Annotated in this window: 18 protein-coding genes; 9 read left to right on the forward strand and 9 right to left on the reverse strand. The window is 63.2% G+C overall.

Going from position 1 to position 23,456, the window contains the following annotated elements; translation table 11 throughout:
• The first annotated feature begins 118 nt into the window (after positions 1-118).
• A complete protein-coding gene (locus BUS42_RS05200; RefSeq protein WP_074305838.1) occupies positions 119-1,735 on the forward strand; it encodes an OprO/OprP family phosphate-selective porin in 1,617 nt (538 codons plus the stop codon).
• A gap of 98 nt (positions 1,736-1,833) precedes the next feature.
• On the forward strand, positions 1,834-2,571 hold the full coding sequence (locus BUS42_RS05205) for a hypothetical protein (protein WP_074305840.1): 738 nt from the start codon (positions 1,834-1,836) through the stop codon (positions 2,569-2,571).
• A gap of 54 nt (positions 2,572-2,625) precedes the next feature.
• On the opposite strand, the gene crcB is transcribed toward BUS42_RS05205, so the two are convergent.
• The 4 genes from crcB to BUS42_RS05225 form a co-directional block, all read right to left on the reverse strand.
• Positions 2,626-3,009 carry a fluoride efflux transporter CrcB gene (crcB, locus tag BUS42_RS05210; protein WP_074305842.1) on the reverse strand — a complete coding sequence of 128 codons (384 nt, stop codon included), beginning with the start codon at positions 3,007-3,009 and terminating at the stop codon, positions 2,626-2,628.
• An 81-nt stretch (positions 3,010-3,090) separates the two neighbouring features.
• A complete protein-coding gene (locus tag BUS42_RS05215; RefSeq protein WP_074305844.1) occupies positions 3,091-3,762 on the reverse strand; it encodes a metal-dependent transcriptional regulator in 672 nt (223 codons plus the stop codon).
• Between the two features lie 139 nt (positions 3,763-3,901).
• Complete coding sequence (locus BUS42_RS05220) at positions 3,902-5,206, reverse strand: class I SAM-dependent rRNA methyltransferase (protein ID WP_074305846.1); 1,305 nt, start codon at positions 5,204-5,206, stop codon at positions 3,902-3,904.
• Between the two features lie 133 nt (positions 5,207-5,339).
• The gene (locus BUS42_RS05225) at positions 5,340-5,663 is read right to left on the reverse strand and encodes a hypothetical protein (RefSeq protein WP_074305848.1); all 324 of its coding nucleotides are present in this window, start codon (positions 5,661-5,663) and stop codon (positions 5,340-5,342) included.
• A gap of 115 nt (positions 5,664-5,778) precedes the next feature.
• On the opposite strand from BUS42_RS05225, the gene BUS42_RS05230 reads away from it, so the two are divergent.
• The gene (locus BUS42_RS05230; RefSeq protein ID WP_074305850.1) at positions 5,779-6,153 is read left to right on the forward strand and encodes an ATP-dependent Clp protease adaptor ClpS; all 375 of its coding nucleotides are present in this window, start codon (positions 5,779-5,781) and stop codon (positions 6,151-6,153) included.
• Here BUS42_RS05230 and BUS42_RS05235 read toward each other — a convergent pair.
• Positions 6,126-6,641 carry a hypothetical protein gene (locus BUS42_RS05235; RefSeq protein WP_074310720.1) on the reverse strand — a complete coding sequence of 172 codons (516 nt, stop codon included), beginning with the start codon at positions 6,639-6,641 and terminating at the stop codon, positions 6,126-6,128. The two genes, BUS42_RS05230 and BUS42_RS05235, sit on opposite strands and share 28 nt — an antisense overlap.
• A 221-nt stretch (positions 6,642-6,862) precedes the next feature.
• Between BUS42_RS05235 and BUS42_RS05240 the strand changes: the two genes are divergently transcribed.
• Complete coding sequence (locus BUS42_RS05240) at positions 6,863-7,366, forward strand: hypothetical protein (RefSeq protein ID WP_143206249.1); 504 nt, start codon at positions 6,863-6,865, stop codon at positions 7,364-7,366.
• 304 nt (positions 7,367-7,670) lie between these two features.
• Here BUS42_RS05240 and BUS42_RS41730 read toward each other — a convergent pair whose 3' ends face one another.
• Positions 7,671-8,024 (reverse strand): hypothetical protein, encoded by a 354-nt coding sequence (locus BUS42_RS41730; protein WP_254053321.1) that lies wholly within the window; start codon positions 8,022-8,024, stop codon positions 7,671-7,673.
• Positions 8,025-8,341: 317 nt separating this feature from the next.
• Positions 8,342-8,794: a TIGR03067 domain-containing protein gene (locus tag BUS42_RS05250; protein WP_074305854.1), complete on the reverse strand. Its 453-nt coding sequence runs from the start codon at positions 8,792-8,794 to the stop codon at positions 8,342-8,344.
• A gap of 386 nt (positions 8,795-9,180) precedes the next feature.
• On the opposite strand from BUS42_RS05250, the gene BUS42_RS05255 reads away from it, so the two are divergent.
• The 5 genes from BUS42_RS05255 (at position 9,181) to BUS42_RS05290 (ending at position 17,651) form a co-directional block, all read left to right on the forward strand.
• Positions 9,181-9,930, forward strand: coding sequence for a leucine-rich repeat domain-containing protein (locus BUS42_RS05255; protein WP_074305856.1), 750 nt, complete (start codon positions 9,181-9,183; stop codon positions 9,928-9,930).
• Between the two features lie 1,133 nt (positions 9,931-11,063).
• Entirely contained in the window at positions 11,064-14,075 is a 3,012-nt protein-coding gene (locus tag BUS42_RS05275) for a sigma-70 family RNA polymerase sigma factor (RefSeq protein WP_074305866.1), read from the forward strand.
• A gap of 33 nt (positions 14,076-14,108) precedes the next feature.
• Positions 14,109-15,440, forward strand: a complete 1,332-nt coding sequence (locus BUS42_RS05280; RefSeq protein WP_074305868.1) for a DUF1800 domain-containing protein — start codon at positions 14,109-14,111, stop codon at positions 15,438-15,440.
• 24 nt (positions 15,441-15,464) lie between these two features.
• On the forward strand, positions 15,465-16,670 hold the full coding sequence (locus tag BUS42_RS05285; RefSeq protein ID WP_074305870.1) for a DUF1501 domain-containing protein: 1,206 nt from the start codon (positions 15,465-15,467) through the stop codon (positions 16,668-16,670).
• Between the two features lie 525 nt (positions 16,671-17,195).
• Positions 17,196-17,651, forward strand: a complete 456-nt coding sequence (locus BUS42_RS05290) for a TIGR03067 domain-containing protein (RefSeq protein WP_159452170.1) — start codon at positions 17,196-17,198, stop codon at positions 17,649-17,651.
• Between the two features lie 1,094 nt (positions 17,652-18,745).
• On the opposite strand, the gene BUS42_RS05295 is transcribed toward BUS42_RS05290, so the two are convergent.
• A complete protein-coding gene (locus tag BUS42_RS05295; protein WP_074305874.1) occupies positions 18,746-19,252 on the reverse strand; it encodes a hypothetical protein in 507 nt (168 codons plus the stop codon).
• A 660-nt stretch (positions 19,253-19,912) separates the two neighbouring features.
• The gene (locus tag BUS42_RS05310) at positions 19,913-23,440 is read right to left on the reverse strand and encodes a M56 family metallopeptidase (RefSeq protein WP_159452171.1); all 3,528 of its coding nucleotides are present in this window, start codon (positions 23,438-23,440) and stop codon (positions 19,913-19,915) included.
• Positions 23,441-23,456 lie beyond the last annotated feature (16 nt).

The following is a 23,456-nucleotide window of genomic DNA, read 5'->3' on the forward strand; positions in this document are numbered from 1 at the left end:
ACACCGGAAGTCTTCCTGAAATTCGTCATGAACGGAACGTCGGTGTGCCGATCCTGGAGATGACAGACGGATCTGTACTTGGGACGCGAGGCGCCCGGTTCTCCGAGGACGGTTCCGGATGCGTCGGATGCTCGCCCGCTGCTCGATAGGCTTTTGGCTCACCGTTCTGGGAGGGACGCAATGGGTCGGGGGCTCGGTTCGCGCCGAACTGCCCGCGTCCCCCGCACCGGGCTCCCCGACATCCGCGGTTGAGGAGCGACTCCGACGACTCGAGGAGGTCAACGCCCGCCTGCTCGAGCGGCTCGACCGCGACCGCGATGAGTCGGCCCAACGGTATCGTGCGCTGGAGAACCGCTACCTTGAGCTCCAACGCAGGATGGGGGAGCCACTCCCCACTCCTACTCCCAGCCCCGAGGCTGGCGTTCCGGCGGCGGTGGGCGAAGCGACGGCCCGGCGGTCGCACCTTGGCCGGCCCGGTGAGTTGGGCAAGGCTTCGGAAGGCCGCGAACTCCCCTTGAAAGCACGATTTGCCGATGGGTTCCAGCTCGCGTCGAAGGACGAGGAATTCGACCTCCGGTTCCACGTCCTCAACCAGACCGACTCCGAGATTTTCGCTCCCAATGACCGCACGTTCGGCAAGAGCGGGCTGTACATTCCTCGGGTCCGGCTTTATCTCGAGGGCCGGCTGACCCGGCTCTGGGACTACGAGGTCTCGCTCCAGCGTAGCCTCGAGGGGTCTTGGGACCTCCTCGACGGCAACCTGAACTTCCACCCGTCGGACGCGTTTCAGGTGAAGTTTGGCCGACAACTGGTCCCGTACAGCTACGACTGGTTTGACCACCTCGAGCAATACTTCATCACACCCGAGCGCGCGCTCTTTCCACTCAACTTCGGCCTCTCGCGTCAGGCCGGCTTGATGGGCTGGGGACATGCTCGGGAAGGGAAGCTCGATTGGGCCCTTGGCGTGTTCAATGGGCACCTCACCGGGCTGGCCGACAACAACCCGAATCTCGAGGGGGTCGGCTACCTGAACTTCCGGCCATTCCTGAACTCGGAACGGTTCCCCGCCCTCCACCACCTGAACGTCGGCGCATCGGGCTCGATCGGCGAGATCACACGAAGCGAGACCCCTCTGCCAATGAGGACCTCCGTGCAGTCGTCCGATAACGACGAGGCGGCCGAAGACGCCACGGCCGTCTTCCTCGTTTTCAACGAGGGGGCCGTCTACCAGGGAGCCCGCCAATTCGCGGCCATCCACCTGGCTTATTACTACCGCAGTCTCTCGTTCGAGTCGGAGTGGAATATCGGCCGGTTCCAGATGACTCGACCTGGCCTGGGGAGTAAGCCGGAGATCCCGGTCGGCGGCTTTCACGCGGCCGTCTCCTATTTTCTGACCGGCGAGCAGATCGAACGGCGGTCGGCCGTTCAACCGCTCAGGCCGTTTCAGCCCCTCAAGGGCGAGTGGGGGCTTGGTGCTTTCGAGCCGTTTCTTCGCTACAGTCACTTGAACCTGGGCGCGAACCTCTTCACCGAGGGACTGGCCGAGGGCAACCTCTGGTCCAACGACGCGGGCATGATCGACCTGGGGATGAACTGGTATCCGAACCGCTGGGTTAAGTTCTACCTCACCTGGCAGCACGCGATGTTCGGGTCACCCGTTCTGATCAACGAAGCGAAGAATACCTTTGGGAGTGATATGGACCTGTTCTGGCTTCGCGGACAGGTCTACTTCTGAGGAAAAGTCGATACGACCAAAGATCGTGCGACCGCGGTTCGCGTGAGGAATTGAAGCTGAGCCCATCGTCGCGGACATCACAAATCGAAGAGGACGACATGACAGACCGGCCGGGCATTCCCGGGCCCGACGGGGACAATCGCCAAGAGGCCGAAGAGTTCCTTCGCCGGATGGTGGGCTCCCTGGTCGTGGCCAAGGTGCGACAGCTTCGATCAGAGGGCCTCGACGACGAGGCGATTCAGAGTGCTGTCCTGGCTTTCGCCCTCGATCGGGCATCCGGGATCAGCGCATTCGAGCGCGATCGGGAGCGGCTGATTTCCTGGATTGAGCGGGCGCTTGAGGACGCTCTGGCCGAACCCTGGCCGGATGACTTTGCGGAGCCGCTTCGCCGGATCACCGATCGCGTTGAGGGCGAGCCGATCCTGCTGGCCGATGGTGAAGCCTGGACCTTCCCCCGGCTCGACCTCGAGAAGGCGCCGCGAATCCTGGCCGATGGCAGCATCGACCTTCAATATCCCTGGATCCAGGACCCGGACGGCATCGATCTCCTCACCGAGTTGATCTGGATCGACCACGGGATCTCCGACCCGAGCACGGTACTCTCCCACCTGATGACTGCGGGCACGCTTCTGTTGCGGCGCAATTACAGTCTGACGGAGACGGAGTGTCGCCAGTTGATGCCGATCGATCCGGAAAACCCGGAGTGCGTCGGCGCCTTGATCGCTCGGCCTCCCGAGGAGATCCGGACCGGCTTGACCGAGGGGATCGTCACGGCACTCCTGACGTTGCTCGCCCCCGTCATTGCGGAAATCCGCAAGGATAACGTCGAGGAATGAGGTCGAGTGGTGGCTCGCCTGGTTCATTTTCCTACGGCCGTTAGAACGACCCGTTCAGCCGACGCTTCGGCCCAGGGCCATGCCTGCGATCACGGCCACGAGGCCGGCCACGGCGCTCCCTAAGAAGTAGGAGCAGGCACGGAGCAGTTCCCCCCGCTCCCAGAGGAGCATCGATTCCATCATGTATGAGGAAAAGGTTGTGTAACCGCCGAGGAATCCGGTCACGATGAGGAGACGGAGGCGAGGGGAGGGGAGCCAGCGTTCGAGCGCCATCGCCAGGAAGCCGATGGCGAACGAACCGCTGACGTTGATCACGAATGTCCCCCAAGGGAAGTGGTGGCCGGCCCAATTCCGGACCCAGATTCCGACAAAATGACGGGCATTGACCCCGAGGGCGCCCCCCACCGTCAGGACCAGAATGGTCGCCCAGCGTTCCAACAGGCACGCTCCTTTATTCAATACGCGGCTTGCTTTTGCTTGGCTCGGTGGAGTCCGGCGATCGCGTGCGTGACTCACCACTTAAAGGGCGGCTTGGGGGGCGACCAGGACCTTCGCGGCGGCGTCGTGGCCCAGGGCCACCGAGCGATTCTCGAGGCGAATGACCAAAGCACCCGCCTCGGGCCGGTTCTCGGCCAACTCGCCGAGGGCGTGCAGGTCCAGGCCACACTCGGTCAGGTAGCGGAGGAAGGCGGGATCCTGATCGACGACCCGGACGACCCGGAACTGCTGGCCGCGGGGGAGACGGGCCAATGGGATCCCCTCCGGTTCCTTGAGCGAGCCATCGGCGCTCGGAATCGGGTCGCCGTGGGGGTCGACGCTCGGGTGCCCGAGGAAGGCGTCGATGCGGTCGATGAGGCGTTCGGAGGCGGCGTGCTCCATATGCTCGGCCTCCTCGTGAACCTCGTCCCAGGGCATTTTCAAGGTTTCGACGAGGAACAGTTCGAGCAGGCGATGGCGGCGGATGACCTTCATCGCGAGCCGCTGCCCCGCCGGTGTGAGCCGCGCCCCTTCGTAGGGCGTGTATGTGGCCAGGCTCGCCTCGGAGAGGGTTTTCAGCATCCCCGTCACCGTCCCTGGCGAGACGCTCAGGGCATGGGCCAGCTCACCGGTCGCGACGGCGGCGTCGGCGCGGTCGCGGGCGGAAATCTGGGCGATCGCCTTGACGTAATTCTCGACGGTCAAGCTGGGCACGACGAGCCCTCGTTCACAGCGCGGAGCGACACGTAAACTCTCCGAATCGGAACATCCCCAATCGTTGGGGACTTCTATCCTACGCCAGGCAGGCCGAGATCCGGAAGGGATGTTGGCCCCTTCCGAATCCTGGCGTCCGTCAATCCTCTTCGATTCGGTCATCGTCTTCGAAGGTCGACGATCCGACAACCCCGGTTTTCTCACCCATCCGCAGCCAGACCCCCTTGAGGTAGGCGCCTTCGAGGGCGTCGAGCCCGACCGGGTGGTCCGGTGAGGCGCCTGTGACGGCCAGGACTTGCGCGGAGCGACCGGCCTTGCGGGCCGCGGCCCGGAGCAGGTGGAGGAATTCTTCGGGAGAGAGCAAGCCGGAGCACGAGCAGGTCAGCAGGAAGCCGCCGGGCTCGACCACGCTCATCGCCAGGAAGTTCATGTCGAAGTACTTCTGCTTGCCTGTCGCGATGTCGAGTCGTCCTGGAATGAGCTTGGGCGGGTCGAGGACCACGACGCCGAACGCGCGCTCATTGACTCGCATCTGCCTCAGGTAGCCAAACGCATCGGCATGGACGTACGTGGGGCGCACCTGGTTGAGGTTGCCGTTGTCCCGGGCCCGCGCGATCGCCTTCTCATCAAGGTCGACCCCGGTGACCTCGGTGGCCCCCCCTTTGGTGAGGGCGGAGATGCCAAACCCACCCGTGTAGCAGCAGACGTCGAGCATCGACCGCCCGGGAGTGTAGCGGAGCAGGGCTTGGCGGTTGTCGCGCTGGTCGCAGAAGAAGCCGGTCTTGTGACTCCCCTCGAAGACGACCCGGTATCGGACTCCGTTCTCCTGGATCGTCACGCGGGGCGGCAGTTTCGGGCTGACGACGGGCCGGCCCGAGAAGTCCTCGGCCATGGCAATCCGCTCGTCGACGTTGACCCGAACGTGTTTCGTTCCGAGCCGTTCGGCGATCAGCGCGAGGATGGGCCCGATGCGCTGGTACATGCCGAGGCTGAAGATTTCGGCCGAGAGCACGTCATCGAACCGGTCGACGATCAGGCCGGAAAGGCCGTCTCCCTCGGCATGAAGCACCCGGTACGCATTGGTCACCGCATCAAGGCCGAGGGTTTCGCGCCGTAACGCAATCGCACGGTCGATCCGGTGGGTCCAGAACTCGAGGGTCGGTGGGTCGACCCCTTGGGAGAGCAGTCGGAGGCTGATCTGCGAGCGACCGTTCCAGAGGCCGAAACCCAAGGGCAAGTTTTCGCGATCGACGACGCGGACGATGTCGCCGTCCATGGGACGGCTGCCACCGACGGGCCCGATCACCATTTTTCGATAGACGAACGGATGGTATCCCGGGGACCGAACCGCCACGACGGGGAGATCCCCCGAGGTGTCCAGGCTCCGGTCGGGCATCGGAACGAGAGTCGGGGCCTCGGCAGGCGGGCGTTGCGGACGGATCATTCTCAAAGGCTCAAGGGAAAAGGGCGCTGCGATCAAATCGTCAAGAATGGGCTTCAATAATCATCGCCGGGCCTCTTCGTTCGCGTGGAGACGCGAGGCCCGGGCGAGGGAGGTGAGGCTCAAGGCAAAGGATTCACGACTCGTCGTCGTCGCCAGCGTCGTCATCATCCGTGCCCGTGAAGTCGTTGCGGGCCACCCGCCTGAGCCGGACCAGCAGGGCTGTGGCGTAGCGTTGGACTGCAAGCTGCTTGGTCATCACCGCATCGTCGGCCGCCGCGAGCGGAATGGCGCCCACCAGCCGATGGCACTGGACCAAACTTTCCCAGCCGATTTTGAGGACGCTCGGCGCTTTGTCGGGATTGCCTCGGACCATGCGGAGCGCGTGTCGGGCTTTCTTCAAACCGGCCTGGGCTTGGTGAAGTTGCCGCAGGGCCGTACCAGCACTCATCTCGGACATCGATTCTCCTCAAACGCCGCCAGACGATAAAGCGTTGCCATACGAAGTAGACGGCGCTCAGGATATAGTAGTCAGATCGTCCCCTTCGCTTCAATCACAGTCCGGGAGCCGCCCGATGAGCGACACCCAAGAAAACGACATGAACTTCGAAGAACCGGTCGTCACGACGGAGACCGCACCCAAGTCAAAAACGGACACGACGACCAAGACGCGTCGTCAGCCCCCGTATCACGTGATCATTTTGAACGACGAGGAGCATAGCTTCGAGTACGTCATCGAGCTGCTGATGAGGCTCTTTGCCCATCCTCTGAAAACGGCGAATGAGCTGACCTGGCAAATCCACAACTCGGGTCGGGCCATCGTTTATACCACGCATCGGGAGAAGGCCGAACTCAAGTGCGAACAGGTCCTCGGCTCCGGCGCCGATCCGAGGATGGCCATCTCCAAAGGGCCGCTCGGCTGCTACATCGAGCCCGCGCCAATCGATTGAACGGCGGGCATCACCCGTTCCTTCATCTCCTCAACGGACTGCTTGGCCGCGTCGCTGACCTCGTTCATCGTCAGGCCAAGCGCCTCGGTACCCAACTTGAGGGCAAAGTAATCTTCAGCGACCCCGAGCACCGCGTCGGGAATTCTGAGGACGGTGGACGCCGAGACCCGGAGCATCGGGGCGAGGGTGGCCACCCCGGCGGCCACGACCGCGCCCATGGGCGCGGCCCACGGATCGTCGACGCCATCCTCGCGCATACTCTCCATCGCGACCCAGGCCCCCGATACGGCATGCGGGATCAACAAGGGAAGGCTTCTCCGGCTCGGAACGAACCCGAGCTTGTCGAATACCATCTCACCCATGGCCGCGGCGACCCATTGGCTGGCGTCCGGCTTGCGTTGAGCCGTCTTCAAAAGAGCGGGCCCAAGCGCCGCCTTCAGTCCGCTCAGCACCGCCAACTTCATCGCCTTCTCAAACGAGGCCGTCATGATGGCTTCCTCCCAATTCGACCCGAAAGACCCAAGCCGATTGCGCGACGGCCGATGAACCTGGTCATCGTCTCGCACTCCGACGATTGATAAGGCTCGACATGCAAGCGGTAGGCCGTCGGCCGAAATTCTCGGAGGTTTCTGTCTCGGACACTTGTCGAAACCTGATCTGATACCGAGTTTACCTACGCTTGATTGATTTGCGCGCATTGCGAGGGTTCATGATGAGCGAACTTGGTTCAACGGGTGACGATAGGAACAACCAGCCCGCTGATGCGGATCTGGCGGCACAGTGGGTCGCCGAAAACTGCCCCATCATCGACGGCATCGTGTTTGGCGACGGACGCATCAAGCAACTGTTCGCAGTTCGGAACAAGCAGGTGAACGAAGGGCCCGGAATGAAGATCCAGCCGGGTGGATGGATGACATTGGCGGATCTTCAGAAGAAGGGGCAGTTGGATTGGACCGGGATTCTCGACCTGTGTGTGGCCGAAGACCTTGCCAGGGGCATCCGGATCCTTGGCGGTGAGGGTGGATATGGAGCGGACGGATTCGTAGCAAACATCCGCAGCGACAGTGGTGAGATCGTCTGGATCGCGTTCTTCACGAGTAGCAATCCGTTCGAGGAAGTTCAAATTCACAGCGACCACGTGTTGGCGAGGACGAATCTCGACATGTGGTGGCGGTTTCCGCTCGATGCACCCGAAGAAGTTACGCTCCAATAGGCGGCCCTACCGCCGGGCGGGCCGTTCCCGCCAGAAGAACTCGGTGTCAGTTCAGGTTTCCGCCCCAGCCACTTGTCGAAACCCGAACTGCTCTGAAAATAGCGAGTTCCAACCAACTGAGTGGTTGCGAGTATGCATTTTTGTCGGTTCGGGTGCCGCCAGAAATGGCGGCATGTCGGCTGACACCGGGTTTATTTCAGGAGGGAAACCCGGTGTCAGGGGAAACTGCGTGCATGCTCGTGTTTGCGTGCAAGGCGATTGTCGAAACCTGAACTGACATCGGGATGATTTCGAGAGTCCCCAGTCACATGGATTGGGCCATCGCCCTGACCGCTTTCGCCCAAGCGTTATCATCGGGCCGGACGAGCACCATCTTGAAGCCATGCCGCTGTGATTCGAGCCACACTCCTTCGGATTCGTCAACCAGCAGGTCGATGCCGAACGCAGGCGGGTACTTGGAGCAGTCCTGATAGGAGTGTCCGCACCCGGTCACCTTTCTGAAGTGGTGATATTGATTGATGACTCCTGCAATGCGAACCCCGTAAAGCAGAAAAAGCATCCTGACATAGTACGACAGCGCCATGTCGAAAACCCGATTCTCGACGCAAGCCGAGTAGAAATACAGGGTTGCGATGTTTTCTCTCGCCCTCAGTTCCATGAAAGTTTATGAGAGGGAAAACCCCGGGAAACAAGGCTCTTTTTGCGATTTCCCGATTTGACCTGTCGCTGTCGTAATAGGTAGGGCTGCGGAAGGACGTGGTGTAGACCCAGACCTCCCATCCTTGCTTGATCAAGGACTTCATCAGGGCGATGGTCCCCTTGCGTAATTGCTCGTGGCCAAGGAGCCTTGCAAGAAATCCCTGATTCTCGACAGGGAAGACGACGACGCCAGGGATCAGTGTGTCGTCGAGATCGAAGGCAATTTTCATCTCCACCGGCATCCCGAGTATGGAACTCGCCGTTTCGCCGCCCTCATCACTTTCCCTCGTCAACCCTTTCATGGATCACGAGGGTTCGATCCTTTTCCTCCGTCGTGAAACCTTCAGGACGTTCGATCTCCGGTCTTTTCGGAGGAGCCATACAGATCGTCAGTTTTGTCCCCTCCAACTTGTAGATGCCGAACTGCTTCGCGTCTTTCAAAGGTCCTTCATCATAAGTGAGGGTAATTTGTTTCGGCGATTTGGATGGGTCCACGCTTAACGTGAATCGTATCTCCCCGCCTTGAGGCTTGAGGACGGCCTTGCCACCGGCCTCGATCGCAAGTGACGCCTTTGCGTCGCCGTCCGGGGCGACCTTTCCTTTGTGCTCAAAATGAACGACCCGCCAATTCCCGGCAATTGCCTTCAGTTCCGTCACAATGCCGTCGTCACCCGTGGCGAAGACCGGGACCAGGAAACCGAGAACGAGTGTTGGAATGGAAAGCCTCATGGTTTCCCCGCTTTGTACTGTGAGTAGGAGGACTCTGAATGCCCCGCGAGTCAGGATTGTAGCAGGGAGGCTTGTTCTTGCTAAAACAAATTATTACAGTTGTCGCAGGGCGAGCAGCGACGGAGAAATGGCGGGACGGCCGTGGTGAATGAGGGCAGAGCCCCTCAATGTTGAAGGGGTGATTGAGAATTCGCCATGAACCGAAGCCGATTGTCGATCGCGGGACTCATCCCCCGCTTGAGTAGCGTGGATGCCGTGCGATTTCCATGATTCCGGCTCCAGCCCCCGATGATCGCGGTGGCCCTCTGGGCGTGGATTCACTTCAGACTCTTGCGGGATAGCTTGCTTGGTGCTTTGACCCCACGCGACCTCGTAGGGCACAACCGATGGAACCCGTCGAGCTAAAACTTCGCCGCCTGCGAGTCAGCCTGAGGGTGTTGATGCTGCTGATAATGATCGCAGCGGTCTTCATAGGCGATCGCGTGACCAAGGCCCGAAAACAACGGGAGGCGGTCGAATCAGTCAAGAGATGCGGCGGTGGGGTCGTCTACGATTGGGCGTACGTAAACAGAGGGAAAAGCACGCCAACCGAGCCGAACGCACCACAATGGTTAAGGGGGCTTCTTGGCGATGAATACTTTCAGGATGTGGCTTCTGTAGCGTTAACTGGCACTCCAATCGGAGTGCCAGTTCCAGGAAGCAAAGTAATTTCTGGTGACGATGTGCTGGCTCATCTCGCTCAAATGAATGCGATTAAGTCGCTTCACCTGGTGGGAATTCGCATCACCGACAAAGGGTTTGACACAATCAACAGAATTCAATGTCTCGAAGAACTTGTCATCGCTCGATCACCTTGGGTCTCCAATGCAGATATCGCAAGGATTGAGACTTTGAATCATCTCAAATCTATCTCCATTGAGAACTCCAAGGTAACTGACGCCGGACTTGCTTCCCTGGCGAAGTTGAAAAATCTGGAGTATCTCAACATCCAGAATACCGGTGCGACCGACGCCGGGCTGGTTTACCTGAAAGGACTCACGAAACTTAAAGAAATGTGGGTGGAAGGGACTCGAATCACCGAGGACGGTAAGGCGGAATTCAATGCGGCGATGCCCAACCTTAAGGTCATCAGGTAGGCAGGGGAGGCCTGACAGCCTCATGGTTCGGGGCGGCAAAGTAGCGGGTGATTAAACCGCCGATGAGGGCTGCGATCAGTCCGAAGAGGCCGTGGCCGTTTCGCAGGAAGTTCAGATGCAAGTTGCTGCCCCAAGAGAGAGTCGGGCCGCTGGGGGTGGGTTGGGGTGGCGTACCAAGGATGGCCGGGGCTGGTGTCATGACCGAAAAGTTGGAGCGATTCCAGGGACCGTAATCCTCGTAGAATCGATCGAGAACAGGCGTTGTTATCAACGGCTCACCAACCTGAGTCCAGAACGTGAGCACAAAGTATCCCCAGCCGAACGCCGCAAATCCGATCCAGAAGGCCCGCCGTTCCCCGCTCTGAGCAAGGCCCCAAGACTCGCCGTCGCCAGGATTCCGAACGTCAGGGTGAGGATGAGCGAAGCCCACAACTCGGATGCAGAACGAAGGGCGGCGATGCCGATGGCCGCGAGGACGACAACGGTCATTAGGCCCTTGATCGAGACGCGAGGCTTCATGGTATCTCCCTTGCCTGAGACGCGGGCATCGATTGGACCTGCCTCGGCAATTGAGTCGCCAGCACTTCATCGTAACGAGGGAGACGCGAACGAACGACAAACCTACCCGAAGAACACTCCGGACGATTTCTATCTCGAGAACGACTGCTGCATCACCTGCGAGGCCCCATACAACGAAGCCCCTGACCTGATGGCCCACGACGAGATAGGAGACTACCCACACTGTGACTCTCAAGCTCGGAATCCCCGATGACGTCCACGATCGGCTCCGGCCGCTCACCCGTTAGAAGCGAAGGACCGTCTCAGTCGTGGCGACGGGAAGGTCTCGATGGACTCGGAGGTACGGGCCATCGTTAACATCGCGGGTTTTCCGGGGGTTCGCGGTCAGAACCGAGCGGTCCTATCCGTCGGGTCGGCCCGGAATTCAACGTATGACGCCAGTTTTGCGGCGAAGGACGACCTGGCGGGTTGGGCGGCCTCCGGACCCGACTTTCTGCTCGTCAGTTGTCCAAATCACTCTCGACTCGCGGAATGATGGCCGGTCGGTCCCCTCTCCGGTCTTTATTAGTTGATTGGGGGTAACATCGGACAATGGATACGAGAGCGCCATCGTGATGCCGCGCGTACCGCAACAGATAGGCCGGCTCTTCGCGGAGGGGACACTGACGGGACTCTCCGACGCGGAGTTGCTCGGGCTTTTCGCCTCCGGCCGTGACGCCTTGGCATTCGACGCGTTGGTGGCTCGCCACGGGCCAATGGTCCTGGGCGTCTGCCGCGGCCTCCTGAGCGACCCGAACGACGCGGAGGACGCGTTTCAGGCCACCTTCCTCATCCTGGTCAGGAAAGCCGGGACAATCCGCGGCCCCGTCGCCCTGGGTGGTTGGCTCTGTCTCGCGGCGCGCCGCGTGGCGATCCGGGCAAATGTTGCCGCCGCCCGGCGACGGGCTTACGAACGGCGGGCCGCTCAGATGGCGCCGATGACCTCGGAGCCGGGGCCGTCGGCCCGGGACGAGCTCTTGAACGCCCTCCACGAGGAGATTGCCCGGCTGCCCAAGAAATCCCGCAGCGCGGTGGTTCTCTGCGACCTCCAGGGCACCCCGCATGACCGGGCCTCTGCGGAGTTACGCCTGAGCGAGCGTACGCTCCGGCGTCGGCTGAGCGAGGGACGCGAGCGGCTGCGGACGCGATTGGCCGGCCGCGGCCTGGGACAGGACCGGGCGATGCTCGCGTCGCTCTGGCTCCGAGAGGCCCGGGTGACCGTGCCGGCCGCCTGGAGGGGGGCGACCGTGCGGGCGGCGCTGGCCGTCTTCGAACCCGCCGCGGCGGTCGGAACTGTCTCGGCGACCGCTATGGCACTGACCCGAGAGGTATCACGGACCATGTCGCTCCAGAAGTTGCCCCTGGTCTCGGCCGTCCTCGCCACTTCCTGCCTCCTGGTCTGGGGGGCGTCGGCCGCGTTGTACTCGCCTGGGCCGGAGGCCACAAAGCAGGGGACGGGCGAGGCGCAGGCCCCCGCCGTCCCGAAGGAGGCCGAGGTCGCCGTACCGCCGCCTCGATCGGGCCTTGCCGCCTCGGTTGGCATGCACCCCATCCGCGGCCGAGTGCTCGACCCCGACGGTAAGCCGGTCCCCGGCGCCGGGGTCTACGTGCGTCCCTATGCCGAACCTCGTTGGAGCGAGATCGACCCGATGGCCGCGCGACAGAAGGGGCGTGTGGCGGCGACTGGTGCAGATGGACGGTTCCATTTCGAGTTGGACAAGGGGGCGAGCGATGGCTCGTACTACAGCGGCGTGACCGGTTGGCACAAGGCCCAGATCGCGGTCGCTGCGCCGGGATTCGCACCGGCTTGGGTCGAGGTCGGCGACATGGTCAAGCGGGGCGACATGGCGCTGCGGCTGGTCCGGGACGACGTGCCCGTCCGCGGGCGTGTCTTGAATCCGCAAGGCCGGCCCGTCGCCGGTGTGCTCGTGCGAATCCGGGCGATCTGGGAGGTCAACGACGGCGTCGACCTCGACGCCTTGCTGGTCTCGGGCGCGGTCGATGAAGACGTGTCACGGATGGCACGCCGGTACGGCAACTCGCTCGGATCGGCGCCCCCGACCTGGCAAGCGGATCCCACGCCCCTCTGGCCCGGGAGCCGGAACGCTTGGACCACCGGCGCCGACGGTCGGTTCGAGGTACGAGGGATCGGACGCGACCGCATCGCCCGGCTGGAGTTCCACGGCGGCGGCGTGGCGGACGGCACGCTCGACGTGATGGCCCGCCCCGCGAAGGCGCCGCCTCGGGCTCGGTCGCGGCCCAGCCTGCATAGGGAGTTGATGAGCAAGGACCGGGACGCTGCGTTCAATGGCCTCTATCCGCAGGGGACCCAGCTCGTCGGCGCGACCTTCGACTACATCGCCGGCCCGACCAAGCCGCTTGTCGGCGTCGTCCGCCTGAAGGGGTCCGGCAAACCGGTCGAAGGCGCCATCGTCCGTGGCGCCGACCCGGGGACCCATACCGCCGTCACCGCCCAGACCGACGCCGCAGGCCACTTCCGCCTTGATGGGATACCGAAGGGGGAGTTCTACCGAATCCAGGTCAATCCGAGGCAGGGAATCGACTCGTTCCTCCGCCGCTGGGAGCTTATCGATGACACGGAGGGGCTCAAGCCGCTCGAGACGACGATCGAGGTGCCCCCCGGGGTGATCGTGACCGGTCGGTTGATCGACAAGGTGACGGGCCGGGTGGTCCCACCAGCGGATGTCGAATACACCAAGGCGCTGGATAATGTGGCCAACGGAGACTCCCTCGGGTTCTCCCGGCTGGCCGACGCGGCGTTCGGGCTGACGGTCCCGCCCGGCCGCGGGATGATCGCCGGGGCCGCAGCCGTCGAAGGGAAGGATGACCCGTACGCCGCCGCCCACCTGAAGGCGGCGGATCGAAAGAACCAGCGCGACGACAATGTTTACGCACACCAGCTCGTCGGTCATCACATCTATCGATTCATCGACGTCCCGGCCGGCTCGGGACCGGTCACCATGGACCTCGAGCTGGTCTGCGGCCAGAGCCGCGTGGGCCGGCTCATCGACCCGGACGGGCGGCTCGTCGTCGGCGCGGCTGCCTACGGCCTTAGCGCCCGCGACTGGTCGGGGACTGGTAACTCACGGGCGCTCGACGCCGATACGTTCGAGGTCGGGGGCCTGGAGCCGGGCCATCCTCGACTGCTGGTCTTCACGCACGGGACCCGCAAGCTTGTCGGTGCGGCCGTGCTCAAAGATGAAGACCTGAAATCCCACGCGCCGCTGGAGGTCAAGCTCTTCCCGGCGGGCGCGATCACGGGGCGGCTCCTCGACGACGATGGCCTGCCGTGGGCGGGGGCCACGCTCGATGTCTGGATGTCCGACCCGGACCGGCCCTCAGGGGCCTTCGGATGCTCCTTCGGCGAGAAGGTCACCGCAGACGCCCAGGGTCGCTTCCGGGTCGAGGCGTTCGTGCCGGGCGTTGAGACCGAAGTTACGATCGCAGTCCCGAATCGCTGGGGCGTCCAACTCGACGGCGGCAATGCCCTCCGGAAGCCCGCTCTGAAATCGGGCGAGCTCCGTGACCTGGGCGACGTGAAGGCCAAGGAAATCCACCAACAATGACCGCTCGGGAGAGAGCCGGTGCGAGCGCATACCATGCGACCGAGATCGGGCGATCCCTGGGCGCCCTATGTCCCCGACGAAGCCATGCCATGGGACCTTCGCCGGGTCGTCCATCTGCACCGCCGGGCCGGCTTCGCCGCCACCTGGGACGAGTTGCAGCGCGACCTGAATGATGGCCCCGAGGCGTCGATCGACCGGCTCCTGGACGGGACGTCTCGATCCTGCGGCATCCCCGCAGGGTTCGCCGCGTTCGCCGACGGCCTGGCCGACCGGGCGCTGGCCGCGCCCGATTCCAGTCGTCTCAAGGGCTGGTGGGTCTACCGCATGCTCTTCGGCCCGGACCCGCTCACCGAGCGCCTGACGCTGATCTGGCATGGCCACTTCGCCACCAGCAACCTCAAGGTCAATGACCTCTCCCTGATGCGACGGCAGAACGAGACCCTGCGCTCGCTCTGCCGGGCCCCGTTCGGCCGGCTCCTGCACGCGATGCTCCACGACCCGGCGCTTCTGGTCTGGCTCGACGCCCAGGAGAACACCAAGGGGCATCCCAACGAGAACCTCGCCCGCGAGCTGATGGAGCTGTTCACGCTCGGGATTGGTCCCTATTCCGAGGACGACGTCAAGCAGGCCGCCCGCGCGCTGACGGGCTGGAAGCTCGTGAACGACGAGGCGCGGTTCGTCCCGATCCGGCACGACGCGGGCACGAAGACCATCCTGGGCCACACCTGCGCCTTCGACGCCGACGGGCTGGCCGCGCTGCTCCTGGAGCATCCCGCCACGTCTCGCCGGCTGGCCTGGCGGCTCTGCCATGAGTTCCTCGGCGAGGGCGCGGTCGAGTCCGAGGCCCTGGACGCACTCGCCGAGGAACTGAGGGCGCACGACCTCGATGTCGGATGGGGCGTGGCGACGGTTCTCCGCTCACGGCTCTGCTTCGACGCGGCCAATCTGGGACGCCGCGTCGCGAGCCCGCTCGATTTCGCTCTCGGCAGCGTGCGGGCGCTGGAGATGTTCGACCCGGCCCCGAGTACGCCGGTGCTCGCCGACTGGTGCGGCCGGCTGGGCCAGGACCTGTTCTATCCGCCCAACGTCGGCGGGTGGCCCGGCGGCCGGGCCTGGATCACGACCCGCTCGGCGATCGGCCGGGCGAACCTCGCCGCGGCCCTGGTCGCCGGCGAGCCGGTCGGACTGGGCACGCCGTTCGACCCGATCGATTTGGCGGAGCGCCATGGCCAGCGCCACAACCCGGCGTTCTTCGCGCAATTGCTGCTCGGTACCGATCGCCTCAAGGTCCCCCTCGATGAGCTGGTATCGGCCCGGCAGGCCTTGGCTCGACTCGTCGCGTCGCCCGAGGCGCAACGCATCTGACCCGCATTCCTGGGAGGTGAGACCGTGGAGACACGACGACGATTCCTCGCCCGCGGCCTACGGGATTCGACCCTGATCGCCCTGGCGCCGACGCTGCCCGGCTTCCTGGCCCGCACGGCGCAGGCCGCCTGTCCGGAGAGGGACGGCCGCATCCTGGTCGTCTTGCAGCTCGACGGCGGCAACGACGGCATCAACACGGTCGTCCCCTTCAAGGACGAGGGGTACGCGAAGCACCGCAAGGCCATCCGCCTGCCTGAGAAGCGGCTGGTCCGGATCAACAGCGAGGTGGGCCTGCATCCGTCGATGGCCGCCGCGGGCAGGCTGTTGGAGTCAGGGCGGCTGGCGATCGTGCCGGGGGTGGGCTATCCCAACCCAAGTCGCTCGCACTTCCGGAGCATGGCGATCTGGCAATCGGCCCGGCTCGACGAGCGGGACCACACCGGTCTGGGCTGGGTCGGCCGCGGCCTCGACGCGGGCCCGCCGACCCGCGACGGCGCCCCGGCGGCCATGCTGATCGGGCCCGACTCCCCGCCGCCGACCATCCGCGGCCGGCGGTCCATCAGCGCCGCGCTCGACCGACTCGACGACTATGCCTTGGTCGACAAGGAGGCCGAGACCCCGCCGATCGGCTCCTCGTCCGCCGGTGACGACCTGGGGCGGTTCCTCCGCCGTAGCCTGCTGGACGCCTACACGACCGCGGACCGTCTCGAGGCCGTCGCCGGGGCGAGCGGCGATGCACCTTATCCCGAGTCGGAGCTCGCCCGTCGGCTGAATCTGACGGCGCGGCTGATCAAGGCCGGGCTAGGCACGCGCGTCTATTACCTCGAGCAGGGCGGCTATGACACCCACGGCTACCAGATCCCGCAGCACGCCCCGTTGCTGGAGGAGCTCTCGGCCTCGCTCCGGGCGTTCCTCGATGACCTGGCCGAGGCGCGGCTGGCGGACAGGGTTCTTGTTCTGGTCTTCAGCGAGTTCGGCCGGCGCGTCGCCGAGAACGGATCGAAGGGGACCGACCATGGGACGTCCGGCCCGGTCCTCCTGGCCAGCCCGCGCGTCCGGCCGGGGCTGCACGGGGCCTACCCGAGCCTCACCGATCTGGTCGACGGCGACCTGAAGCTGACGGTGGACTTCCGCCGCGTCTACGCCACTGTCCTGGAGGGCTGGCTCGGCCTGGCGTCGAAGGAGGCCCTGGGCGGCGCCTTCGAACCCTTGCCGCTGTTCCATAGTTGATTCGAGCCATGTGGTGCCGATGAACCCGACCATCCCGCGGCAATTGGGTCCCGATTCCAGTTTTCTGTTCCATTGCGACTCACGCCCCGTTGAGCTGACCGCGAACCACCTCCACAACTCTGCGGATGTGGTCAAAGTCGCGATGGCTTATGGGCCATGCGCCCCGTCGGTAGGTAAGGTTTAGCCCATGGGGTTACAAACGCAACATAACAGCCGTATCGGACATTTCACGCGCAGAGATGACCCCGTGGAACGTCCCCGATATTCACTCCCCGGGCGAGCCTGCCTCCGATTCCCAGGACGGTTTGAGCGGCTCCAGGATTGGTTAACTCGCGTTCCGGATGCAATCGTATCGATCGTCCATCGAGACTCTTGATCGGCCTCTGGACTCGGATAGAATCTTCTGCGACAAGTGTCAGGAGGGCAGCGGGTAAAAGGAAGTCGCAGCATAATCTTGTGGGACACCGAGCCATGCGACTCGTTTCCTTACGGTCGACTTCTCCACGGTTGAGAATTGCCGGCGCGGTGGGACTCATTCTCGTGGTGATCCTGGATCTCTCCGCCTGGTTTCCGCGGGGTGACGCGGCCAGTATCCAGGGTCGTTGGCGGGTGGTGAGGATTGAAGACTCAGGGGTGGCGGTCAATGAACCGTTTCTCATGACGAGGCAATACATCTTCGATGCCCGCAAACTGATCGTGAGCGCCCGAGGCAAACCGATCGCCGCCTCGTTGGTGGGAGAGTGGATTGAGCGGAATATCAAGAGTCCTTCCTTCAAGCTCGATCCGACGTCGACCCCCAAGGCAATCGACCTCGTCTTGCCTACGGGGACGACCCTGCGTGGCATCTACGATTTGGACGGCGACCGCCTCAAACTTTGCTTCACCGGCCCTTCGGGGAAGGCGGCAATGGCGCGTCCGACGGGTTTTTCGGTCCCTGGTTCGGGTGCTCGTCTCGTCGTCATCGAACGTGAGTGTAAATAAGTTCACCGTCGCATGACGTCTATGTTCGCCTGGCTTGGGTCCAACCGAGCGGGTTCGACTTGTACCGAGTCGCCATTATCGGACGATCGCGACGGCCGTGTGGAACATACTGCCTCGAACCCGCGCAGTCCTGCCTTGGGTGTTCTACCGTGCTACGCTGACCGGCGACGCTTTGACCAGCTCGTGACTCATCGTCTCTCACCGATAACCACATCATCCTCCGGCGACACAAAATCTCCCGCATGTTGGATCCATAACGGATTATATCTCGTTATTGGCTTGGGGGCCTGCAACTCGGCCTCCAGACGATCCGCCCTCCGAGTTTGGTTGAGAAGTGCCAACGACAGAGCGGCGATGATCACCAACAATAGAAGCGTACTCAGTCGGAATCGTTTCATCGGTAACCCCCCGGCAATTCGACATCGGAACCAGCACTGACATTGTGTGCAACAAGACCCTCTTTCGTCCGTGCGTACAGCAGCACGGCCTTTGGAGGAAATGCAGGGGGATCAGTTCCCCATGATCGGACGTTCCACACCAGCACGTTTTACCGTGGAACGTACCGATTGCCCGGAGATGGTGCAACCCTGTTCGGGGCGTTCCACGCGTGATAACGAGGGATTAGTAGAAAATTCAAGGGTAGGCGACCGAGGTCCTACCTCGTCTTCGGCGGAGACGACGAATCATCAGAAATGCTACGAAAACTGCCGAACTTAGCGTCGCGATCACATGAAATGTAATCTTATAGGCACTAAATATGTATAAAATATTTGAATTGTTTTGTTTTTGGATAGCCAAAGAGTGCTGCGGGCGTGCTGCTGACAACTTTTGGGACGACGGTGACAAGGGACTGTACCTGAAGCCTATGACAGTCGAGTTCCAATAGGCAAGGGGGACGGCAAATAGGACGACACCAACGAGCATTTCGCCCAAAGTGAAACGGAACTCACCGCGTTCCATGACTTTCTCCCTTCCCGGCATCCCATTCCTATGAACGCCGGAAGCCTACGATGGCAGTTACGGGAATTCAAGGGGATCAGTTCCCCATGATCGGACGTTACGGCGGTTCCGGGGGAGATCCGCTGATCCGGTCCTTACTCTCCCGCGGCGTCGGAGCCTTTCAAGAGTCTCAGGCGGTAGCCTCGAGTCATCCAGCACCCGAGCAGCGTCGGGACCAGCAGCGGAACGGCGATCGCCCCGTAGACCACGAGCATTGCCACCGGGCCGGTGGCCACCATCCCGAGTAGATGGATCTCCATCGCGTACTGTCGCGGACCCTGGTAGAGGCCCGCGGTGAGGCTGATGTAGTCGTAGAACGACCCGGGCGCCACCGTCGCGACGATCAACAGCAGCAGGATCGCCGCCCCGCCGACTAACGCGAACATGATGAGGGGGAGTGCGACCTCGCCCCGACGAACCAACCGTGAGGCTCCGATCGCCAGGCAGACCGCCACGAGATTCGCCATCGGCAAGGCCCCGATGAATGCGAGCCGCGTCCCCTCGAACGGCACATCCTTCAGGGTCGGGACTAGGGCGAAGTTCGCGGCGATCAGGGCGACCATAAGCATGGTGCCGGCGATCGAGGTCCGGAATCCTGACATGGTGCTGTCTCCACCCGGCCCGGGCATGGTCCAGCCGCGCAGGATGCTCGACCGGCTGACACGGATTGGCGGGGCCAAGATCTCACAATACCGCCGCCAAGAGAGTCAATTTGCCACCACCGGCACGGCCGGCGGATTGCGGCCCATAGCGCCCATTATCGGACCCAATCATTCGGCGGATTGTTCCACCCGAAACACCGCCGACGCCTGACGTGGAACGAGCGATCAAAGCCTCGGCCCGCCAGGTTGACCACCTTGCCACTATCATTGTCGTTGCAGCTCGATCACGCCCGCGACGTCCTCTCAAGCCGCTTCGATCTCCCCGGCAAACTCTTGATAGGTGGTCCCCCCCTCCTTCAGCATGTGGTGCATGATTACAAGGATCGTGTGCACAACCGCAACGGCTGCTCGCTTTTTGCCGCGACTGCCCGCGATTCTTCGAAACTTCCTCGACAGGTGCGTCGGCTTGGCACGGAACGCCGCCCACGCGGCCTGGACTAGCGCCGTTTTGTAGCACGCCCCAGCCCGGCCGCAGTTCTCCCAGCCCCGGGATGACCACCTCGGAATCCCACCCCCTCTTTTTTGAATCTCGGGTGAGCCGCTCATTGGACGTGCGGCTCACCCTTCGACCTCAACGAACGAACCGCAAGGAACCACCGCTCAGCGCTTCTCCAGCTTCAGCACTCCCAGGTCAACCGCCTGGACCGCAACATCACCTGCTTGCGCCGGTACTTCAATCCGGTGATTCAACAACTGGCCCGCACCATTCCGATCGAACCGGACGCTCAGGGAATAGGTTCCCACGGGCACGTCGTCGATCCGGAAGTGGCCGTCGCGGTCCACGCTGGCCGTAAGATAAGGACCGGCCACGCCAGCCTCGGCCGCGTCGGGTTGGGCCGTGACCAAGGCGAAATTCCAACGAACCTTCTCGTCAAATCCGTCGGGGGGCCGGAGCTTGCCGACGACCGGCCGGCCGGTTCCGCCGAGATCGATGTGGGCGGTTTTTCCGCCCGGGAATTCCGCCGAAAGCATGCACGACGAGGTCACGTCCGTGGCGCCGTCGTCCACCGTCAGCATGATCCGACGACCGATCGCCCCTCGACCTGAGACCACGCGGTCGAAGACGAATCGCCCGCCCGGCCCGGTGGTCACGTCGTGATGAGTGAAGATGCTCGGCGCATCCGGTCCATAGGAATGGATTTCGCCGGAACTGATCGTGATCGGCACGTTCGCCGTAGGCGTCTTCCCGACGCGGAAGGTCCCTTCCACCCGAGACCATGGTTTCAGGCGAATGATCCTCACCGTCGCCCATTCGGCCGCGGACTTGATGTGTGCGTATCCTGAAGTGTGCGTGATGACGAGTTGAAAATCCTTGTCCTGCGGGGGGAAGTGGAAGCGGCCGTCCTTGTCGGTCGTCTCTCGCGTACAGTAGGTGGAGGCATCGTCGATGTCCCCATTCTGGATGTTGATCTGAGACCCGGCAACTCCCAGCGCGACCTTGGCTCCGATCGCGGGGAGGATACCCGGCGTGACCACCTTCGCGATGATGTCCTTCCCTCGCTTCAATTCGAAATCGATCGAGACGTTCCCCTCGTTACTCTTGAAATCGCGCGAGACCGTGGGCATATAGCCGTCGGCCTCGATGCGGAACATATGGGCAAAATCGCCGCGATCACGACGGAATCGCAGATGGCCATCGGAGGCTGAATAGGTCTGACTCGGGATCCAGTTCATGTGCGATTCGCTCGACCTCACCCCCGGTACGACGCGGAATGCTTTGATCGGCTCCTTGGTGACCGCGTCGATGACCTTGCCCGTGACCACGAGGGGAGGTGGGAGTCGAAAGACATACTCCTCCGCGCGGGCGGTCAGCGGTTGATCAACCAGGTCCATCTCGTGGTCGGAGCAGATATCCGCCTGGAATTCATCCAGAGGGGCTTCGTTCCAGACCCAGACTCCCTCCTTGTCGGCATATTGACTGACGTGGTCGAACTCGAAGTACGCGTAGTGGCCGCGCCACTGCTGGAAGAGGATGCGTGCCTTGGGGACCGGGTTGCCCTGAGCGTCCAAAACTCGGATCCGAACGGTGCCGCCGGGCTTCATCTGGAAGTCGACCGGCCCCATCGCCTGGTCGATGCTCAGTTCCTTCACGTCCGTGGCCCGGCCCTTGGCGGAAGCCACGATCCTGGCCGATCGGGGCTCACAACCGGCCAGTTTGTAAACCCCGTCATCCCCCGTCTTCGCCTCGCGGATGTCGTTCAGGAACTTCGTGCGAATCCGAGCCCCGACGATCGGCTTTCCCGCTTCGTCGGTGACCCGGCCGGTGACCGTCAGGCCGCGATCCAGAACAACCTTGCTCACCGGCTCCCGACCTCGTTCGATGCCGAACTCATCGCGCGTCAACGGCCGGCGGAGCGACTTATAATCCGGGTGATCGATCTCCACGAAGACTTCGCCCATCAAGGCCGGCACGCTGTCGAAATGCCACTTGCCTGCGACGTCGGTCTTCAGCGTCGTGCCGACGCCGAATTGCCGATGGTCCCCGGGACGCTTCTTGAATTCGAGGTTGGGATGGATCTTCACGCCTTCGACGGGCTTGCCCGCGGCGTCGACGATGACTCCCCCCACCGACCAGCCCGCTTCCAACTCGGCGGTGAAGCGGGATGGAATCAGTTCCTCATGAGATTCGGAAGACCAACCCGCCCAGTAAGGCCCGTAGCCCGGAGTTGTGATGTTGACGTCGAAATGGTCCGGAGCCTGGGGAAGCACGACCACGAGGCACCCCTCGGCGTCCGTCTTCACGATCGGTCCGTAAGTGCTCTTCTTGACGAACGTGCCGCGGCGGATCTGCTCGGCGGACGGAGCGGGCTTCGTGCGAATCTCGACGACGGCCTCCGGCACCGGCTTCCTGTCCGGCCCCACGACGCGAAGCTCGAATGACGGCTCGGCCTTGGCGACGGCTTTGTCGCCCCCGGCTTTCGGATCCGGTTGTTCCAGGGCCGCCGATCCCTTGCCGCGATCCTGCGAATCGGCCCGAAGGTCGTCACCGGAGGCCCGCAGTTGGGGCACCGCGATAACGGCGAGCAGAATCAAGGCCCAGAGCGACCACGCGCCCGGCGCGGGCCGAATCGGCCGCTCCGCATCCAGCAGCCGCTGAATGCGGAGAAAACAGGAGGCTCGCGAATCCAGGCCGAAGACCCCGAGGGCTCCTTCCAGGTTGCGGCCGCTCCGATCGGCATGCCGGAGGATCCGCAGGAACGCCTCGCCCGACTCGACCGCGGTCCCAGGGCTGAGTGAGGCCGCGAGATCGTCGCAGGCGTATTCCCGAAGGCGATGAATGATCCGATTCGCGATCCAGGCCGCCGGATTGAAGAAGTGGAGGATGGCGACGCATCGCTGCAGGGCCACGACGATCAAATCAAGGCGCCTGACGTGGGCCAGCTCATGAAGCAAGACCCACCGCAGTTGCCGCGCCGAGAGGGAAAAGGCCAGCCCCTGCGGGAAGATGATCGCGGGTCGAACGACGCCCCAAACCGCGGGGGCGGCGATGGAATCATGTTCCACCAGCCGGATCGTCTCAGGAACTCCGGCGAGCCGACAGAGTCTGGGCAAGTCGATGGCCAGCCTCGACTCATCAAGCGGCGAGACCCGGCGAAGTTGGGCCCGAAATCGAAGCTGGGCGTGCGCGAGCCGCCCCAGTAGTAGCAGGACCCCAGCCAGCCAGGCGATCATGACCAGGGCCGACACCGACAGCCGGGCCGCCCCCGCACCGGGTTGAGCCGGTCCACCCATCGCGGCTGTACTCGTGAACTTGGATTCAACTTCGCCTGGCAAGATCTGTGGATTCGTTTCCGCGGTGAGAGGGCGTGACCCCAGGAACGGTTCGAGCCTTGACCCAGACGAATCGGCCTGCCCCGTCGCCAATGCAACCGCCGGCGATTCAGCCGAAGGATGGCCTTCGACAACCTCGGCGCCATGAGTACCTTTAAACCATGATGACGCCAGGGCGGAGGGCGTCCATTGCGCCAAGCCGGCCGGAACCGTCACCGCTACGGGGACCAGTAACTTGAGCGGGACCAGCAGGAAGAGGGCGTAACCCACCTGGGGGGCGACCCGAGTGCGAATGACTAACCAGACCAGGCCGATCAACGTGAGCAGAAGCGCCGAATCCAGCAACGTAGCGATCATCCAGCCTCCCCACCGG

It is taken from the genome of Singulisphaera sp. GP187 (assembly GCF_900129635.1).
Taxonomy (GTDB): domain Bacteria; phylum Planctomycetota; class Planctomycetia; order Isosphaerales; family Isosphaeraceae; genus Singulisphaera.

What these genes read in the sequence shown, in the direction of transcription:
- BUS42_RS05225 (WP_074305848.1), bottom strand. Translation starts at nt 5,663, where the DNA reads ATGTCCGAGATGAGTGCTGGTACGGCCCTGCGGCAACTTCACCAAGCC.
- BUS42_RS05280 (WP_074305868.1), top strand. Translation starts at nt 14,109, where the DNA reads ATGCGACCGAGATCGGGCGATCCCTGGGCGCCCTATGTCCCCGACGAA.
- BUS42_RS05220 (WP_074305846.1), bottom strand. Translation starts at nt 5,206, where the DNA reads ATGATCCGTCCGCAACGCCCGCCTGCCGAGGCCCCGACTCTCGTTCCG.
- BUS42_RS05235 (WP_074310720.1), bottom strand. Translation starts at nt 6,641, where the DNA reads ATGACGGCCTCGTTTGAGAAGGCGATGAAGTTGGCGGTGCTGAGCGGA.
- BUS42_RS05230 (WP_074305850.1), top strand. Translation starts at nt 5,779, where the DNA reads ATGAGCGACACCCAAGAAAACGACATGAACTTCGAAGAACCGGTCGTC.
- BUS42_RS05275 (WP_074305866.1), top strand. Translation starts at nt 11,064, where the DNA reads ATGCCGCGCGTACCGCAACAGATAGGCCGGCTCTTCGCGGAGGGGACA.
- BUS42_RS05200 (WP_074305838.1), top strand. Translation starts at nt 119, where the DNA reads ATGCGTCGGATGCTCGCCCGCTGCTCGATAGGCTTTTGGCTCACCGTT.
- BUS42_RS05295 (WP_074305874.1), bottom strand. Translation starts at nt 19,252, where the DNA reads ATGTCAGGATTCCGGACCTCGATCGCCGGCACCATGCTTATGGTCGCC.
- BUS42_RS05310 (WP_159452171.1), bottom strand. Translation starts at nt 23,440, where the DNA reads ATGATCGCTACGTTGCTGGATTCGGCGCTTCTGCTCACGTTGATCGGC.
- BUS42_RS05255 (WP_074305856.1), top strand. Translation starts at nt 9,181, where the DNA reads ATGGAACCCGTCGAGCTAAAACTTCGCCGCCTGCGAGTCAGCCTGAGG.
- BUS42_RS05205 (WP_074305840.1), top strand. Translation starts at nt 1,834, where the DNA reads ATGACAGACCGGCCGGGCATTCCCGGGCCCGACGGGGACAATCGCCAA.
- BUS42_RS05250 (WP_074305854.1), bottom strand. Translation starts at nt 8,794, where the DNA reads ATGAGGCTTTCCATTCCAACACTCGTTCTCGGTTTCCTGGTCCCGGTC.
- BUS42_RS41730 (WP_254053321.1), bottom strand. Translation starts at nt 8,024, where the DNA reads ATGGAACTGAGGGCGAGAGAAAACATCGCAACCCTGTATTTCTACTCG.
- BUS42_RS05240 (WP_143206249.1), top strand. Translation starts at nt 6,863, where the DNA reads ATGATGAGCGAACTTGGTTCAACGGGTGACGATAGGAACAACCAGCCC.